The sequence below is a fragment of the Nonomuraea sp. NPDC049480 genome (genome assembly GCF_044465905.1).
GTDB lineage: Bacteria > Actinomycetota > Actinomycetes > Streptosporangiales > Streptosporangiaceae > Nonomuraea.
On the sequence record NZ_JBITMD010000055.1, the window covers coordinates 1 to 14,740 of the forward strand.

Sequence of the window (14,740 nt, forward strand, 5' to 3'; positions counted from 1 at the left end):
GACGTCCAGCGGCTGCGCGTACTCCCGGTCGATCCGATCGCGAACCCGGCGCAGCAGCGCGAGATCGCGCAGGTGCTGCGCCGCGGCGGGTCTGCTGGCCACCTACGCGATCATGCCACGTCACGCCGGAGTTGCCCAGCGCCGCCGGCGTCCCACCTCACTCCACCTCTGCGCCGCCTCGGGGAATGCCGCTGCCTCCGCGTCCTCCCCGAGGACGGGATGACCTCAGGCGGTTCCGGTGCCGGCCTGCTCGTCCGGGGCGTGCAGCTCGGCCAGATCGACGACCTGTTCCTGTTCGCGGAGGTGCTGATACCGGGCACGTCGATGGCGTGGCCGGTTCGGATGAGCTCGTACCTTCTCGTGGTCTAGCCGCGATGGCGGAACCCGGCGAGGTAGTCGGAGCTGACCTTGCGTAGCTCGCGCGCGCAGACCATCAACTCCTCCTTGGAAGCCAGTCGTCATGCTCGTGCGAAAGCCGCTCGCCAGCGCATTCACGAGGGTCAGCCTCGTCGAAGGCCCTGGCGTTCTAGCGGGAAAACATCAGTGGCAGGTCTTCTGATAGTCCAGTTCTGGGATGTGTTGCCGCCACTCGGCAGGGGACAGGCCGCCGTCCCGGCCGCAGATCACGGCGGTGGCAGTGCCGGGATCGACGATGATCTCGCGTAAGGCCCCGTGCCCGCTGATCACATCAACTGCCGACCCCGGCCCGCCAATCGCGTGCGACGCACGTGGCCCGTTGACGAGAGGTCAGCGGAAGACCGATCGGAGTCAGGAGCCGCTGCCACGGGCTGGGGAGGCGCGGAGAGGATCCATCCGCCGAGAAAGCATTGTTTGCCTGCCTGATGAGGGGTGCCGAACAATTTTGCCGCCACGATCCTGGTGGTACAGGCCTTGGGCGGGCAAGCGCTCACGGGACCGCTTGCTGCCGGGAACCGCCGGGAGCCGGCACACGGGGGTGTGACCTGTCCCGGCCTGCCACCTCCGAGCAGGCGTGGCTCCGGCGATGACCGTTCCCGCGCAGCCACTCCGTACGGCCTGCTCAGGCGCACTTGATTAATGACGGGGAAGAAGCAGATGATCAATAGCTCACATGGGGAACTCGAAACAGGCGGTCGCACAGCCTCACAGGCTTTGGCGGACCACCTGGCGGAATGGTCGCTGCAGACCGGGATCACGGTGGAGATATGGGCGCTGCCGAAGCAGCCGCTCCCCGCCGAGATCGCCGAGATCGTCCATGGCACGATCCGTGATGCCCTGGAGGAGGTGGAACGGCAGGCATCGGCCCGTACCGTCTCCATCGCCCTCACCGTGGCCGCCGGCGGGCTGCGCTTGACCGTCAGCGATGACGGCGCCGGGATACCGGTGGAGGTGTTCGAGGCCCGTCTGCGCCGGCGGCGGGCCGAATTCGCCGGCCTGGGCGGCCGCCTCACTGTCAATGGCGTATGGGGAGAAGGCACCACGATAAGCGCCGCCGTTCCCCCAGGAAAGGCGTCTCTCTTCCCGAGCTAGCGATCTTCAAGGTGCGCGGCACTTGTAGGTGGGCTCCCATCCGCCGTCCAGGACGAGCAGATCATCAAGAATCGCAACTCGGCGATGCGGTCAGCCAGGCGCATCGCCAGACCGGGCCCACGTGGACGCGTCGCCCGGCTGGCGGAGACCCGGCCGGGCACGCCGCCCGGAGTGGCCGGTCGCCGGGTGGGTGGCCGGCGTGGCCGGCGGCAGGCCGAGCCGGGCGACCACCGCCGCCACCAGCTCGTCCGGCGACAGCGCCACCTCCAGCACCATCCCGGACTCCTCCGGGCCGAGGTGCTCCAGGATCGCCCGCTGCGAATCGAGCAGGCCGGCCGACATGTAGTGGTCGGTGCGGCGGGTCATCCGGTCCCGGATCAGCTCGGCAGACCCGTTCAGGAGGACGAATTCCACGTCCGGCGGGCCCTGCCGTAGCACGTCCCGATAGGAGCGCTTGAGCGCCGAGCAGGCCAGCACTGTGGAGACGCCTTCGGTGTGCCGGGCGGCCATCCAGGAGGCCAGGTCACGCAGCCACGGCCAGCGGTCCGCGTCGTCCAGCGGGATGCCGGCGCGCATCCGCGCCACGTTCGCCGCTGGGTGGAACTCGTCCGCCTCGGCGAACCGCAGCCCGGTCAGCTCGCTGATCCCGCGGGCCACGGTCGTCTTGCCCGCGCCCGACACGCCCATGACGACGATGTGCCGGGTGGGCCGTGGCTCACCAGTCATGGACGGTGCCGTCCTTGAGCCGGTTGAACGGCAGGTATGCCGGTAGGTACGGAAAGCGCGCCGCGGCCTTCTCGTCGAGTTCCACGCCGAGCCCCGGCAGCTCACCGGGGTGCAGGTAGCCGTCGGCGAAGCTGAACGACTGCTGGAACACTTCGTTGGTCGCCGGGCCGTGCTGCATGTACTCCTGGATGCCGAAGTTGTGGATCGCCAGGTCCAGGTGCAGGGCGGCGGCCATGCCGACCGGCGAGATGTCGGTCGGCCCGTGGATGCCGGACTTGATCTGGTACTGGGCGGCGTAGTCGAGCAGCTTCCGCATGGCCGTGATCCCCCCGGTGTGGGTGACGGCGGACCGGACGTAGTCGATGAGCTGTTCGCGGATCAGGGTCTGGTAGTCCCACACGGTGTTGAAGACCTCGCCGATGGCCAGCGGGGTGGTGGTGTGGCGGCGGACCAGGCGCAGCGCCTCCTGGTTCTCGGCCGGCGTGCAGTCCTCCAGCCAGAACAGGTCGTACGGCTCGAGGGCCTTGCCGAGCTTGGCGGCCTGGATGGGGGTCATCCGGTGGTGCCCGTCGTGCAGCAGCGGCAGCTCGGGGCCGAACTCGTTGCGCACCGCCTCGAAGACGCCGGGCAGGTGGCGCAGGTAGGCGCGGGTGTCCCAGTCCTCTTCGGCGGGCAGCGCGGTGCGCTGGGCCGGCTCGTAGTCGTACCGCTTGCCGTCGACGCCGGCCTGTGCGGCCACGCCGTACACGGCGTTGATGCCCGGTACGGAGGTCTGCACCCGGATCGACCGGTACCCCATCTCCAGGTGCCGGCGGATCGAGTCGAACAGCTCCGGCAGGTCCCGGCCCGAGGCGTGCCCGTACGCCATGATCCCGTTCCGGGAGGCTCCGCCGAGCAGCTGGTAGAGCGGCATCCCGGCGGCCTTGGCCTTGATGTCCCACAGCGCCACGTCCACGGCCGCGATGGCGGCCATGGTGACGGGCCCCCGCCGCCAGTACGCCGAGCGGTAGAGGAACTGCCAGGTGTCCTCGATGCGATGGGGATCGCGCCCGATCAGCAGGGGGACGACGTGGTCGGCCAGGTACGACGCGACCGCCAGCTCACGCCCGTTGAGGGTGCCGTCCCCCAGCCCGGTGATCCCCTCCTCCGTCGTGATCTTGAGGGTGACGAAGTTGCGGTCGGGGCTGGCGACGATGACGTCCGCTGCGATGATCTTCACGCAGGTGCCTTTCTCACAGGTGGTGCCGGGTCTCGGCCAGGTAGGCGCGGGCCCTCTCCCGCAGGGCGTCCAGGTCGCCGCCGGACGCCGCATCGCCGATCAGCGGCCCCCCGACGCCGACGGCGATCGCGCCGGCGGCGAGGTAACCGGGCAGTTCGGCCAGGCCCACACCGCCGACCGCGACGAACGGGATGTCCGGGAACGGGTCGCGCAGCGCTTTCAGGTACGCCGGCCCGCCCAGTGAGGCCGGGAAGAGCTTCACCGCGGCGGCGCCCATCCGGACCGCGGCGTACGCCTCGGTCGGGGTGAGCGCTCCGGCGGCGACCGGGAGCCCGCGGCGGGCCGCCTCGCCGATGGAGTCGACGACGGCGGGGGTGACGACGAACTGCGCGCCCGCCGCGGCCACGTCGGCGACGGCGGCCCGGGTGAGCACGGTGCCGGCGCCGACCAGCGAGCCGGCCGGGGCGGCTGCCCGGATCGCCGCGATGGCATCGAGCGCGCCGGGCGTGGTCAGCGCCACCTCCACCACGCGGACGCCCTCGGCGAGCAGCGCGGTGCCGGCGGCGATGGCGGCGGTGGTGCCGGTGCCGCGGATGATCGCCAGGAGCCGGGTGGCGGCGAGTGCGGCGGTGAGGTCGAGGGTCATGGTCACCATTCCGCGTAGGAGCCGTCCTGATGCCGCCAGATGGGGCTGCGCCAGGCATGTCCTGTTTTGTCGGCGGAGCGGACCGCCTGCTCGTCGACCTCGATACCCAGGCCTGGCGCGGTGAGCCGCTCGACGTGTCCGTCCACGAACGTCAACGGGGTCTTGTCGAGGCAGTAGTCGAGCACCTCGGCGCCACGGTTGTAGTGGATGCCGATGCTTTGTTCCTGGATCAGGTAGTTCGGCGTGGCGAAGCCGATCTGCAGGCAGGCCGCGAGGGCGATCGGGCCGAGCGGGCAGTGCGGTGCGAGCTGCACGTCGTACACCTCGGCGAGCGCGGCGATCTTGCGTACCTCGGTGATGCCGCCGGCGTGCGAGAGGTCCGGCTGGGCGACCGCGATGCCGGCTTGGAGGACGGGCAGGAACTCCTGCCGGCTGTAGAGCCGCTCCCCGGTCGACACCGGGATGGTGGTCGAGCGGACGAACTCGCCGATGAGGTGCGAGTTCTCCGGGACGACCGGTTCCTCCAGGAACAGCGGCCGGTACGGCTCCAGCAGCGGCGCCACCCGGCGAGCGTTGGCCAGGGTGAACCGCCCGTGCAAGTCGACGGCGACGTCGCGGTCGTCGCCGAGCACCTCCCGGGCGGCGGCCACCCGGGCGACCACGCCGTTCAGCTCGGCGACCGAGGCGAGCGGGCTCATCTTGCCGGAGGCGTTCATCTTCACCGCGGTGAGCCCGGCCTCGACCTGGGCGGCGACGTGGTCGCGGACCTCGCCGGGCTCGTCGCCGCCGACCCAGCCGTACACCCGGATCCGGTCCCGGACCGGACCGCCGAGCAGCTGGTGTACCGGGGCGCCGAAGTGCTTGCCGGCGATGTCCCAGAGGGCCTGGTCGAGGCCCGCCACGGCACTGGCCAGGATCGGGCCGCCCCGGTAGAACGAGCCCTTGGTCAGCACCTGCCAGTGGTCCTCGATGCGTAGCGCGTCCCGGCCGATCAGCAGCTCGGCGAGCTGGTCGATGGCGGCCCGGACGGTCTCGGAGCGTCCCTCGCAGGTGGCCTCGCCCCAGCCGGCGATCCCGGAGTCGGTCTCCACCCGGACGAAGAGCCAGCGGGGGGCGACAAGGAAGGTCTCGATGCGCGTAATGGTCGTCATGCCGGTCAGCCTTTTGTCGCACCGGCGGTGAGGCCGGAGACCACATATTTTTGCACGAACAGGGCGATCACCATGATCGGTACGGTGACCACGGTGGCCGCGGCCATCAGGCCGCCCCAGTCGATGCTGGCGTAGCCGACGAAGTCGAAGATCGCCACGGGCAGGGTCTTGGTGTCGGCGTCGGAGAGCACGAGCGCGAACATGAAGTTGTTCCAGGAGAAGATGAAGGACAGGATCCCGGCGGTGGCGATGCCCGGTACGGACAGCGGCAGGATGATGCGGCGCAACGCGCCGATGTGGGTCAGCCCGTCGACCAGCCCCGCCTCCTCCAACTCCTCGGGCAGGCTGTCGAAGTAGCCCATCATGATGTAGACCACCAGGGGCAGCGAGACGAACATGTGGCTGAGGATCAGCACCCCGAAGCCGCCGACCATCCTCAGGTTGGAGAAGACGTAGTACCAGGGCACCAGCAGCGAGACGCCGGGGATGACCCGGGCCATCAGCACCACCAGCGCGGACTTCCGCATGTTGAACCGGCTCATCGAGTACGCGGCCGGCACGCCGAGGATCAGCGACGCCACGGTGGCGGCGAACGCCACCCAGAGGCTGTTGACGATGAACTCGACGTAGTTCGCCTGCTGGAGGACCTTGGCGTAGTTGTCCAAGGTGGGGGAGAAGACCAGAGCCTTGCCCGTGTCGTAGATGTCGACGTTGGTCTTGAACGACGCGGCGATCATCCAGAGCAGCGGCGCGATCAGCGAGAGCACCACGAAGGTGAGCGCCACCACCCGGAACACCTGGTACGCGGGACGGGCCTTCATCGCTGCGCCTCCTTGCGCCGGGCGGTCAGGGCCCACATCGCCCCGATGATGATCAGGAAGAAGAGGATGAGGACGGTGGAGGAGACGCCGTACTCGTTGTAGTCGAAGCTGAGGCCGTAGGCGTACACGTTGAGGGTCTCCACCTCGTGGAACGAACCCCCGCCGCGGCCCTTCGTGGCGTAGAGGATGTCGAAGGTCTTCAGCGCGTCGATGCCGCGCAGCAGGATCGCCACGGTCAGCGTGGGCATCAGCAGCGGCAGGGTGACGTGCCGGAAACGCTGCCAGGCGGTGGCGCCGTCGATCCGTGCCGCCTCCTGCGGCTCGTCCGACAGCGAGGTGAGCCCGGCGAGCAGGATCAGCACCACCATCGGCGTCCACTGCCACACGTCGATGAAGATCGTGGTGGGCAGTGCCGAGTACTGGCCGGCGAGCCACGGCTGCGGCCCGATGCCGACCCAGCCGAGGATCTGGTTGGCCAGGCCGATGTTCGGGTCGAAGATGAGCCGCCACATCATGCCGACCGCGACCGGGGTGGCGACGAGCGGCATGAGGATGGCGACCCGGACCCACCTCTGCCCTTTGAACGGCCGCCAGAGCAGCAGCGCGATCGCCATCCCGAGGACCACCTCGAACAGCAGCGCGACGACGGTGAACGTGGCGGTCCGCCCGACGGCGGGCCAGAACCGGTCGGTGTCCGAGAGGACGTCGAGGTAGTTCTGGATGCCCACGAACTCGCTCTCCGCGCGGACGGATCCCTCGGTGTCCGTCACGCTGAGGTAGCCGGTCCAGGCCAGCGGGATGACGATCAGCGCGGCGACGAAGATCATCGCGGGCGCGGCGAAGAGCCATTTGCGATGGTCGTCGGCCCAGCGCACCCAGCCGGGCGTTTCGGGGGCGGTGGGCGCGCTGCGCGGCGCCTTGGTGGTGGTGATCGTTGCCATGAGGTCTCCAGGGGTGGGCGGGCCTGCGGGGTACGCGGGTGGCGGGTGTTCAACCCCGCCACCCGCGTGCGCCGCCTACTTGGCCTCGTCGTCCAGGAACTTCTGGAAAGCGGCGTTGGCCGCGTCAGCGGCCGCCGCGGCGTCCTTGCCGGTGATCGCGTCGACGATCGGCTGGCCGACGATCTCGCGGGCCTCGGGAACCTTCACGACCAGCGGCCGGTCATGACCCACCCCGGCCTTGGTGCTGGCCGCGATGGCCTCCACCAGGTCCTTCGGGAAGGTCGAGGTGCCCTCGGGGTTGGCCCAGACGGAGCTACGCGCGCCCGGCACGCCGGACTTCTGCTGGGCGAGCGTCTGCTCCTTGCCGGTGGCCCACTCGATGAACTTCCAGGCGTTGCTCTGGTTCTCCGAGCTGGAGTTGACGCCCAGTGCCCACGACGGGATGTTGTACGGCTTCGAACCGGACGGGCCGGCCGGGAACGGCGCGAAGCCGACCTGGTCCGAGACCTTGGATTTGGCCGGGTCGGTGGCGTTCTTGTAGAGCGAGTTGGCCTCGGTGTAGAAGGCGGCCTTGCCCTGGGTGAAGATGGCCATCGCCTCGGGCCAGCCCATGTCGGTGCTGACGTTCGCCGGGCCGGAGTCCTTGATCAGCCCGCCGTAGTAGGCGTACGCCTGCTTGGCCGCGTCGCTGTTGACCGCGGCCTTGCCGCTGCCGTCGACGAAGTCGCCGCCGAAGCTGTAGAGGAAGCTGGAGAACTGGGTGACCGCCGGTGACTTGCCGGTACGGGCGACGAAGCCGGCGACGCCCGGCTCGGCCGCCTTGACCTTGGCGGCGGCGGACTTCAGCTCGTCGAGGGTCTTCGGCGGGGCACTCAGGCCGGCCTTGGCCAGCAGGTCCTTGCGGTAGTAGAGGACCTCCTGCTCGGTGATGATCGGGACACCGACCGGCTTGCCCTCGTGCGTGGTGGCCTCCACCGGGCCGGTCTGGAAGTCGCCGAAGTCCCAGTTCGTGTTGGACTTCACCTGCTCCGACAGGTCGGCCAGGTACTTGTTCCTGGCGAAGAGCTTTCCCTCCTGCAGGGGGCGGTACATCATCACGTCGATGTCGGCTGAGCCGGCGTTCAGCTTGACGTTGTACTGGTCGGAGAGCTGGTCCTCGCCGAGCTGGGTGATCTCGGCCTTGAGCCCGGTCTGCTTCTCGAACTCGGGCAGGGCCTGCTTGATGTTCTCGGTCCATACGTGGTTGGCCAGGGTGACCCGGACCGTCTTGGACGCGCCGCCGTCGCCGCCACCGCCACAGGCGGACAGGCCCATGGTGACGACCACGGCCAGAGACGTACCGAATATCGATCGACGTCGCACGTCATCTCTCCCTTCTGTCATGGCCGCCGCCCCCCCGGAAGAGCGCCACATTGTCGTTACATCTGCTTAATGCCGGGATGCTAGGACAAAAAAGCTGACTTATTCAAGGGTTGGTCTTCAACTGATATGCTCTATGGCGTGAATCAGTCCTCCCCAGGGGGCGCACCCACGCAGCACGCCCCCGCCGAGGCTGGGCTGCACGCACGCGTTCTCGACCACCTCGGCACCGCCATATGCAGCGGTGACGTGGCCTCTGGTTCGGTCCTGAGCATCGACGACCTGGTCGACCGCTATCAGGTCTCCCGCTCGGTGATCCGCGAGGTGCTGCGGGTGCTCGCATCCATGGGACTCATCGAGACCCGGCGCCGGGTCGGGATCATGATTCAGTCCGCCGAGGTGTGGAGTGTCTTCGATCCGCAGGTGATCCGCTGGCGGCTCGCCTCGGATGGGCGGATGGCGCAGATGCGCTCGATCACCGAGCTGCGGACCGCGATCGAGCCGCACGCCGCCTGGTTGGCCGCCGAGCGGATCGACGACGACGAGGCGAGCGAGCTGGTCGGGCTCGCGGCCAAGATGTGGGCCGCCGGGAAGGCCGGCGACGAGGCACGCTTCCTCGACCTGGACATCGACTTCCACCGGCGGGTGCTGGCCGCCTCGGGCAACGAGATGTTCGCGAAACTGCAACTGATCGTCGCTGAGGTGCTGGCCGGCCGGCACCACTACCACCTGATGCCTCACTACCCGGACGAGCAGGCGTTGCGGCTGCACACCGACGTGGCCCAGGCGATCCAGCGGCGCGACGGCCAGCGGGCCAGGGAGGCCATGGTGGGGATCATGGAGCAGGGGTTCGCCGAGATGAAGTCGATGTGGGCGCGGGCCGCCGAGCCAGGCGGTGCGTGACCGGTCGCGCATGAACCCGCCGGGCTGAACAGGGAGTTCTCCTACCCGTCCTCCAGGAAACCCCCGACGGTGACCTGCACATCGTCTTCACCTACCACCGCCGCGTCATCAAGTACGTCCGGGTACGACCCGAGTGGGCCGCCCGCGCCGACGGAGTCTGAGGTGTCGATGGACGCGCGCGAGGCCGCGGACGAGCCGCAGCACGCGGTGGTGACCGGGGCCGGCTCCGGCATCGGCCGGGCCGTCGCCGTACGCCTGCTCCGCGAGGGCTGGAGAGTCACCGGGATGAGCCGCACCCGCCCTCCGGAGCACCGGCAGGACACCCCGGCCTACTCGTGGATCCAGGTCGACCTGACCGACCTCGGCCGGCTGGCCGGCGCATCGGCCGCGGTGGGCACCGTGGACGCCGTCGTCCACGCCGCGGGCCTGCAACGCTCCGCGCCGCTCGGACGCCTCTCGGCACAGGACGGTGCCCTCATGTGGCGGGATCCCGGGCGTGCCGCCACGCCGCCACGGGTTCCGCCGCTGGGCCGCTTCATCAGACCCGAGGAGGTCGCGGGACTGACGGCCTTCCTCCTCGGCCCGGAAGGAGGCGCGGTCACCGGCCAGCACCTGGTGATGTGCGCCGGCGCGTCACTGTGAACGGGGCGGCTCCCGCTCCGTCGCCCGGCGAAAGCCCTGGCAGACGCGCTCACGCTTGTCAGATCGATGGTTTCAGGCCGAGCAGCGCCCCATCGCCGCGGAGGCGGCGTTGGAGTGCTGCGACGTCGATCTCGCGCAAGGGCGCGCGACTGGCGCCGCCCATCGCCGCGAGCGTCCCCGCGGCTTGTCCCATGGCCATGCATTGGGCGATGGAGCGTGCGCTGGCATGGGCCTCATGCGTGGCTGACAGGCAGCGTCCGGCGACGATGACGTTGTTCAGACCGGCAGGGAGCAGGCAGCGCAGGGGAATGTCGTACACGCCGTTGTCCGGGATGTAGCGCCAAAGGGTGTCGGTGCCGCCGCTGTGGTCCTCGATCGGTGCGCCGCATTGAGCGATGGCGTCATCGAAGCGCTGTGCGCTCAGTACGTCGTCGGCGGTCAGCCGGTAGTCGCCGTGGATACGGCGGGCTTCGCGTACGCCGATGTACGAGGACAGCCCGACCAGGCCGGCCTTCTCGTAACCGGGCACGAGGTCCCGCAGGAACCGGACGTATTCCCCGACCTGCCGCCGTCCGTCCATTTCCGCGCGGGTGAGCTGGCGGACATCGGTCGGGTCGATGCCCGCCACGCGCGTCATGTTGGCGAGCGAGACGCCGTCGACCGGGGTCCGGTGGATGCTGCCCTCCTGCCGAGGCAGCTCGTAGTCACCATTGCGCGCTGCCTGAGCCATCAGCTCGAACAGTTCTTGTTTCGGGAACGACCGGGCGCGCTCGGTGTCGACGTTGGCGACCCGGAACGTCGTGGTCAGCGCTTGCACGGGTTCCCCGGTCTCCGCTCCGTCGTAGCCGGCGCCGGCGCGGGCACAGACGTCCGCGTCGCCGGTGCAGTCGACGACCACGCTCGCAGAGGCCCTGAGCAGGCCGTTCCTGGTGGCGAGCAGGACATCGGTGACGTCGCCTCCTTCGGCGTCGACGACGACGTCGATCACCATGGTGTGGAGCAGGACGTCAGCGCCGCTGCCGGCGACGAGTTCGTCCCACACCAAGGTCAGAATTTCCGGAGAGTACGTGACGCCTCCTCCTGCGCCGTATGTGTTCGGCCGGATGAAGGCGGCGTCACGCCCCGTGAGCGCGTCGACGACCTCTTGGGCGATCCCTCCGACGACCTTCGTGTTCGGGCCCGGGGTGTAGAAGCCGTAGAACGTGTCCAGGACGCCGGTTCCGATGCCGCCGAGAGATCCGTGGCGCTCGACGAGGAGCACGCGAGCGCCTGAGCGGGCGGCGGCGATCGCGGCGACGCAGCCCGCTGATCCGCCACCGGCCACGAGCACGTCGACGGCGGCTATCTGCGGGACCTGACCGAGCACCGGCGTGATCGCGGTGGCGAGGCGAAATGAACTCGGGGGCATCAAGAAATATCCTTTATGGCGAGGAATCGGGCAGGGTTGGTGCGCGTGATCCGGTCGACCGGTTGATCGCCGACGCGGCGCCGCAGCCGGGGCAGGAATTCGCGGCCGAGCACGTCCATCCCCGGCCCGCCTCCGTAAGCACGCAGCATGGTGCTCCGGCCGACATCGGTCCCCAGCATCAGCCGTCCGGAGTGCCCGTCGTCGAGGAGCCGCTCGATGAGCGCCATGAGGTCGGAGTCGGGCCGGTACTTGATTTTGCCGACCGTGTCGTAGAGCAGGTACGCGCCGCGTTCGGCGAGCTCGCGATGCAGGTCCGGGTCGGCGTTGCGGTCCATGTGCGCGAGGGCGATCCGGCCGGGGCTCAGCCCGCCGGCTTCGGCGATGTCGAGCAGGTCGTGGGCGAGCGTTCCGATCTCGCAGTGCACGGCCACGCCGACCCCGGCCAACCGGGCCGCCTCGATGCCGGCTTCGATCCTGCGGCGTTCACCGGAGGTGATCCGCTGATAGGACGCGCCGATCTTTATCAGTCCGGCGCGCACGGTCGTCGGCAGCGGCGCCGGCCCGCGCCAGTCCCGGTCGTCGATGCCGGTACGCAGATCGGTGAGCAGAACGTCCAGCAAGACGTCCGTGCTTTCGCGATGGACCCAGTGATCGGCGGTGTAGTGGGCGTCGCGGTGATAGCCGGTGGCCAGGACGACCTGGACGCCGGAGCGCCGCGAGATCTCGGCCAGGTGAGCAGGCCGGCGCCCGAGCCCCACCGTGGTCAGGTCGACCACGGTGTCGATGCCGCTGCCGGCGACGAGGCTCAGCTCGGCACACATCTTGTCCGGGTCGTCGAAGTGTTCCCCGGGCAAGGCCGGGCTGAACAGGAACACGTGCTCGTGGGCGTCGACGACACCCAGGCTGTCCGCCTCGACCGGCCCGCAGACCGTCTGGACGAGAGACACTCCACTGCTCCGTTCGTCGCTAGCGCAGGGTCCAGCCGCCGTCGGCGGGCAGGACGGCGCCGGTCATGGTGCGGGCCGCGTCCGACAGCAGCCAGACGATCGCGGCGGCCACTTCGGCGGGTTCCAGCGCCCGGCGGCTCAGGGGCTGCAGCGCCGCCATCGACCGGGTGATGTCCGGGTCTCCCAGAGCGCGCTGGGCCATCGGCGTGTTCACCAGCCCCGGCGCGACGATGTTGACGCGCACACCGGAGCGGGCCGCCTCGTAGGCCGCCGAGCGGACGAGGGGCACCAGGGCTCCTTTCGCGCTCGCGTAGGCGACCGTGAGGAAGTCATCGGCGAGGGTCGTGGCGAGAGCCGAGCCCACGACGACGATGGACCCCCCGCCGCCTCGAGCCAGCTCCGGGATCCCTGCTCGCAGCAGCCGGAAGACCGACTCGTGGTTGACCCGGTGCACCTCGGTCCAGGCTTGATCGGTGCACTCGGTGATCGGACCGTCTCCCAGACCGCGCCCGCTCATGCCGATGGCGTGCACTATTCCATCCAGTCCGCCGAGGTGCTCGCTGGCTCGCCTGACGGCGGACTCGGCTCCGCCGGGTTCGGTCACGTCGACGTCGTCGCGGTCGACACCGTAGGCGTCGCATCCTTCAGCTGCCAGCGCTTCCATCACCGAGGCGCCGATGCCGCCACGGGCGCCGGCGACCAGGACGCGCGAGGACATCAGAGCGCCTTCTTGCGCAGGACGGCGGCGGCGCGCGCCGCGTGGTCGAGGTACGCGTCCTCGAACATCGCCGTCGACCGTTCGGAGCCGACGAGCTGCCCGCTGGTCAGCACGGCCGGCATGCGCCCTGCGGCCACCAGCAGTTCGGCGGTGCGGACCTTGATGTTGTTGACGATGGCGACGGCGGCCAGAGTGCTTCCCGGGCCTACCGGGGTGTCCAGCCCCGGGATCTCACAAAGAGCGTCGCCGACAGGGGTGCACAGGTCGATGACGACGTCGGCGTGGTCGCAGAGCTTGGTTCCTGACGAGTGCCGGGCCTCTGCGGCGTTGGTCGCGGCCAAGGAGGTGACCGCGATGACCGGCAGGCCGGCTTTCCGGGCGCCGATGGCCATTTCGATCGGTACGGCGTTCAACCCGGTCGCACTAAAAATGATCATGCTGTCCTGGGGGCGGAGCTGGAAGTTCGCGAGGATGACGTCGGCGAGACCTTCCATACGCTCGATGAACATCGCCTGGCGTTGGCCGTTGGCGCCGACGACCTGGGTGTGGAAGGTCATCGACAGCTCGGCCAGCGGACTGAAGCCCGGGTAGGACCCGTAGCGGGGGAAGAGCTCCTCAATCGGGATGCGGGAGTGTCCGGTGCCGAAGGCGTGGACCAGCCCCCCGGCACCGATCGAACGAGCGGCGATCTGGCTGGCCTGCTCGATCGGGTCCTGCTGGGTGCTGTCCAGAGCGTCCAGAATGCGGCGAGCCTGATCGGTCCATCTCACGTGTACTCCAAGAGGGTTGATTGATCGTCCTGGGCGCCGAGAGCGGCGCCTATCGCGGCGGAATGGTCGGTGAAGCGGGCGAGCCGGATGAGTGACGGCCCGATGAGCGGCGCCACCGTCTCCAGTCGCCGTCTGACGACTTCCACGAGGCCGGGATAGCGGTGCGCGAGCCCGCCGCCGAGGACGACGTTGGATATCCCCAGCAGGGCGCAGGCGTTGGCCACGCCGGCCGCCAGCGCGGCGCTCGCGTGGCTGACGACCGCCGCCGCCCCCCGATCGCCGTCGGCGACCGCGGCGAAGACGGCGGCGGGAGTGAGCCGCGCCGAGTCGCCGTCGCCGTGACGTTCGAGAAGGGGAGCGGCGCCCGCCCTGACGGCGGCGCGAGCGGCCGTCACCAATGCGGCGCCGCCGGCGACGGCGTCGACGCAGCCGCGGCCGCCGCAGCCGCACAGCGGCCCGTCGGGTACGACGCTCAGGTGCCCGACTTCGCCGACGCGGCCCGCGACGCCGCCGAGCAGCCTTCCGCCGAGCGCGACGGCGCCGCCCACCCCGGTTCCGATGGCCACGAAGACCGCGTCGGACAGATCGGTCGCGGCTCCGAGGCGCAACTCGGCGAGAGCGAATGCGCGGGCGTCGTTGAGCACGGCGACGTGGTGTCCGGTGGCTCCGGTCAGGACGGCGCCCAGCGGGAAGTCACGCCACTGTCCCGGCAGATTGGGCACGATGCCGGTCCGGCCGGTAGCGGCATCGACATGGCCGGGGACGGTGATCCCGACCCCCTTGACATCGCCAGCCTGTTCGTTGATCAGCTCGGCGACCTGACGGACGACGGAATGCTCACCATCGCGCGCCGTGGGCATCGAGCCGGATGCGACCGCCTCAGGACCGTTCAGGACCGTCCATTTGATGTTCGTGCCGCCGACGTCGACACCCAGCCAGGACGCCACCTCGGGCGCGCCCGCCGACGTTCGATCTTGATT

Annotated in this window: 17 protein-coding genes and 1 pseudogene; 4 read left to right on the forward strand and 14 right to left on the reverse strand. The window is 69.7% G+C overall.

Annotated features, from left to right (window positions below; all coding sequences use genetic code 11):
- A pseudogene (locus ACIBX3_RS59885) lies at window positions 1–102 on the reverse strand (AraC family transcriptional regulator); the annotation flags it as partial.
- A 117-nt stretch (window positions 103–219) separates the two neighbouring features.
- Between ACIBX3_RS59885 and ACIBX3_RS59890 the strand changes: the two are divergent.
- Window positions 220–369, forward strand: coding sequence for a hypothetical protein (locus tag ACIBX3_RS59890; RefSeq protein ID WP_397129786.1), 150 nt, complete (start codon window positions 220–222; stop codon window positions 367–369).
- A 171-nt stretch (window positions 370–540) separates the two neighbouring features.
- Here ACIBX3_RS59890 and ACIBX3_RS59895 read toward each other — a convergent pair whose 3' ends face one another.
- Window positions 541–687: a hypothetical protein gene (locus ACIBX3_RS59895; protein ID WP_397129787.1), complete on the reverse strand. Its 147-nt coding sequence runs from the start codon at window positions 685–687 to the stop codon at window positions 541–543.
- Window positions 688–1,056: 369 nt separating this feature from the next.
- On the opposite strand from ACIBX3_RS59895, the gene ACIBX3_RS59900 reads away from it, so the two are divergent.
- A complete protein-coding gene (locus ACIBX3_RS59900; protein ID WP_397129788.1) occupies window positions 1,057–1,509 on the forward strand; it encodes a hypothetical protein in 453 nt (150 codons plus the stop codon).
- A gap of 90 nt (window positions 1,510–1,599) precedes the next feature.
- Here ACIBX3_RS59900 and ACIBX3_RS59905 read toward each other — a convergent pair whose 3' ends face one another.
- The 7 genes from ACIBX3_RS59905 to ACIBX3_RS59935 form a co-directional block, all read right to left on the reverse strand.
- The gene (locus tag ACIBX3_RS59905; protein WP_397129789.1) at window positions 1,600–2,235 is read right to left on the reverse strand and encodes a gluconokinase; all 636 of its coding nucleotides are present in this window, start codon (window positions 2,233–2,235) and stop codon (window positions 1,600–1,602) included.
- A complete protein-coding gene (gene manD, locus ACIBX3_RS59910; RefSeq protein ID WP_397129790.1) occupies window positions 2,225–3,454 on the reverse strand; it encodes a D-mannonate dehydratase ManD in 1,230 nt (409 codons plus the stop codon). Before manD ends, ACIBX3_RS59905 begins: the two co-directional genes overlap by 11 nt.
- Before the next feature lie 13 nt (window positions 3,455–3,467).
- Window positions 3,468–4,100, reverse strand: coding sequence for a bifunctional 4-hydroxy-2-oxoglutarate aldolase/2-dehydro-3-deoxy-phosphogluconate aldolase (locus ACIBX3_RS59915; protein ID WP_397129791.1), 633 nt, complete (start codon window positions 4,098–4,100; stop codon window positions 3,468–3,470).
- Window positions 4,101–4,102: 2 nt separating this feature from the next.
- Window positions 4,103–5,251 carry a galactonate dehydratase gene (gene dgoD / locus ACIBX3_RS59920; protein ID WP_397129792.1) on the reverse strand — a complete coding sequence of 383 codons (1,149 nt, stop codon included), beginning with the start codon at window positions 5,249–5,251 and terminating at the stop codon, window positions 4,103–4,105.
- Between the two features lie 5 nt (window positions 5,252–5,256).
- Window positions 5,257–6,072: a carbohydrate ABC transporter permease gene (locus ACIBX3_RS59925; RefSeq protein WP_397129793.1), complete on the reverse strand. Its 816-nt coding sequence runs from the start codon at window positions 6,070–6,072 to the stop codon at window positions 5,257–5,259.
- The gene (locus ACIBX3_RS59930; protein ID WP_397129794.1) at window positions 6,069–7,013 is read right to left on the reverse strand and encodes a carbohydrate ABC transporter permease; all 945 of its coding nucleotides are present in this window, start codon (window positions 7,011–7,013) and stop codon (window positions 6,069–6,071) included. Before ACIBX3_RS59930 ends, ACIBX3_RS59925 begins: the two co-directional genes overlap by 4 nt.
- A gap of 75 nt (window positions 7,014–7,088) precedes the next feature.
- A complete protein-coding gene (locus tag ACIBX3_RS59935; RefSeq protein WP_397129795.1) occupies window positions 7,089–8,375 on the reverse strand; it encodes an ABC transporter substrate-binding protein in 1,287 nt (428 codons plus the stop codon).
- Between the two features lie 138 nt (window positions 8,376–8,513).
- On the opposite strand from ACIBX3_RS59935, the gene ACIBX3_RS59940 reads away from it, so the two are divergent.
- Complete coding sequence (locus ACIBX3_RS59940) at window positions 8,514–9,275, forward strand: FadR/GntR family transcriptional regulator (protein WP_397129796.1); 762 nt, start codon at window positions 8,514–8,516, stop codon at window positions 9,273–9,275.
- Between the two features lie 168 nt (window positions 9,276–9,443).
- Entirely contained in the window at window positions 9,444–9,917 is a 474-nt protein-coding gene (locus tag ACIBX3_RS59945; protein WP_397129814.1) for an SDR family NAD(P)-dependent oxidoreductase, read from the forward strand.
- 58 nt (window positions 9,918–9,975) lie between these two features.
- On the opposite strand, the gene ACIBX3_RS59950 is transcribed toward ACIBX3_RS59945, so the two are convergent.
- From ACIBX3_RS59950 to ACIBX3_RS59970, 5 genes are read right to left on the reverse strand one after another with little or no spacing between them, the layout of a single operon-like run.
- Complete coding sequence (locus tag ACIBX3_RS59950) at window positions 9,976–11,325, reverse strand: FAD-dependent oxidoreductase (RefSeq protein WP_397129797.1); 1,350 nt, start codon at window positions 11,323–11,325, stop codon at window positions 9,976–9,978.
- Window positions 11,325–12,272 (reverse strand): phosphotriesterase, encoded by a 948-nt coding sequence (locus ACIBX3_RS59955; RefSeq protein WP_397129798.1) that lies wholly within the window; start codon window positions 12,270–12,272, stop codon window positions 11,325–11,327. Before ACIBX3_RS59955 ends, ACIBX3_RS59950 begins: the two co-directional genes overlap by 1 nt.
- A gap of 19 nt (window positions 12,273–12,291) precedes the next feature.
- Window positions 12,292–12,990 (reverse strand): SDR family NAD(P)-dependent oxidoreductase, encoded by a 699-nt coding sequence (locus ACIBX3_RS59960; protein WP_397129799.1) that lies wholly within the window; start codon window positions 12,988–12,990, stop codon window positions 12,292–12,294.
- Window positions 12,990–13,760 carry a sugar isomerase domain-containing protein gene (locus ACIBX3_RS59965; RefSeq protein WP_397129800.1) on the reverse strand — a complete coding sequence of 257 codons (771 nt, stop codon included), beginning with the start codon at window positions 13,758–13,760 and terminating at the stop codon, window positions 12,990–12,992. The genes ACIBX3_RS59960 and ACIBX3_RS59965 overlap by 1 nt, the downstream gene beginning before the upstream one ends.
- Window positions 13,757–14,707 (reverse strand): ROK family protein, encoded by a 951-nt coding sequence (locus tag ACIBX3_RS59970; protein ID WP_397129801.1) that lies wholly within the window; start codon window positions 14,705–14,707, stop codon window positions 13,757–13,759. Before ACIBX3_RS59970 ends, ACIBX3_RS59965 begins: the two co-directional genes overlap by 4 nt.
- Window positions 14,708–14,740: the final 33 nt, after the last annotated feature.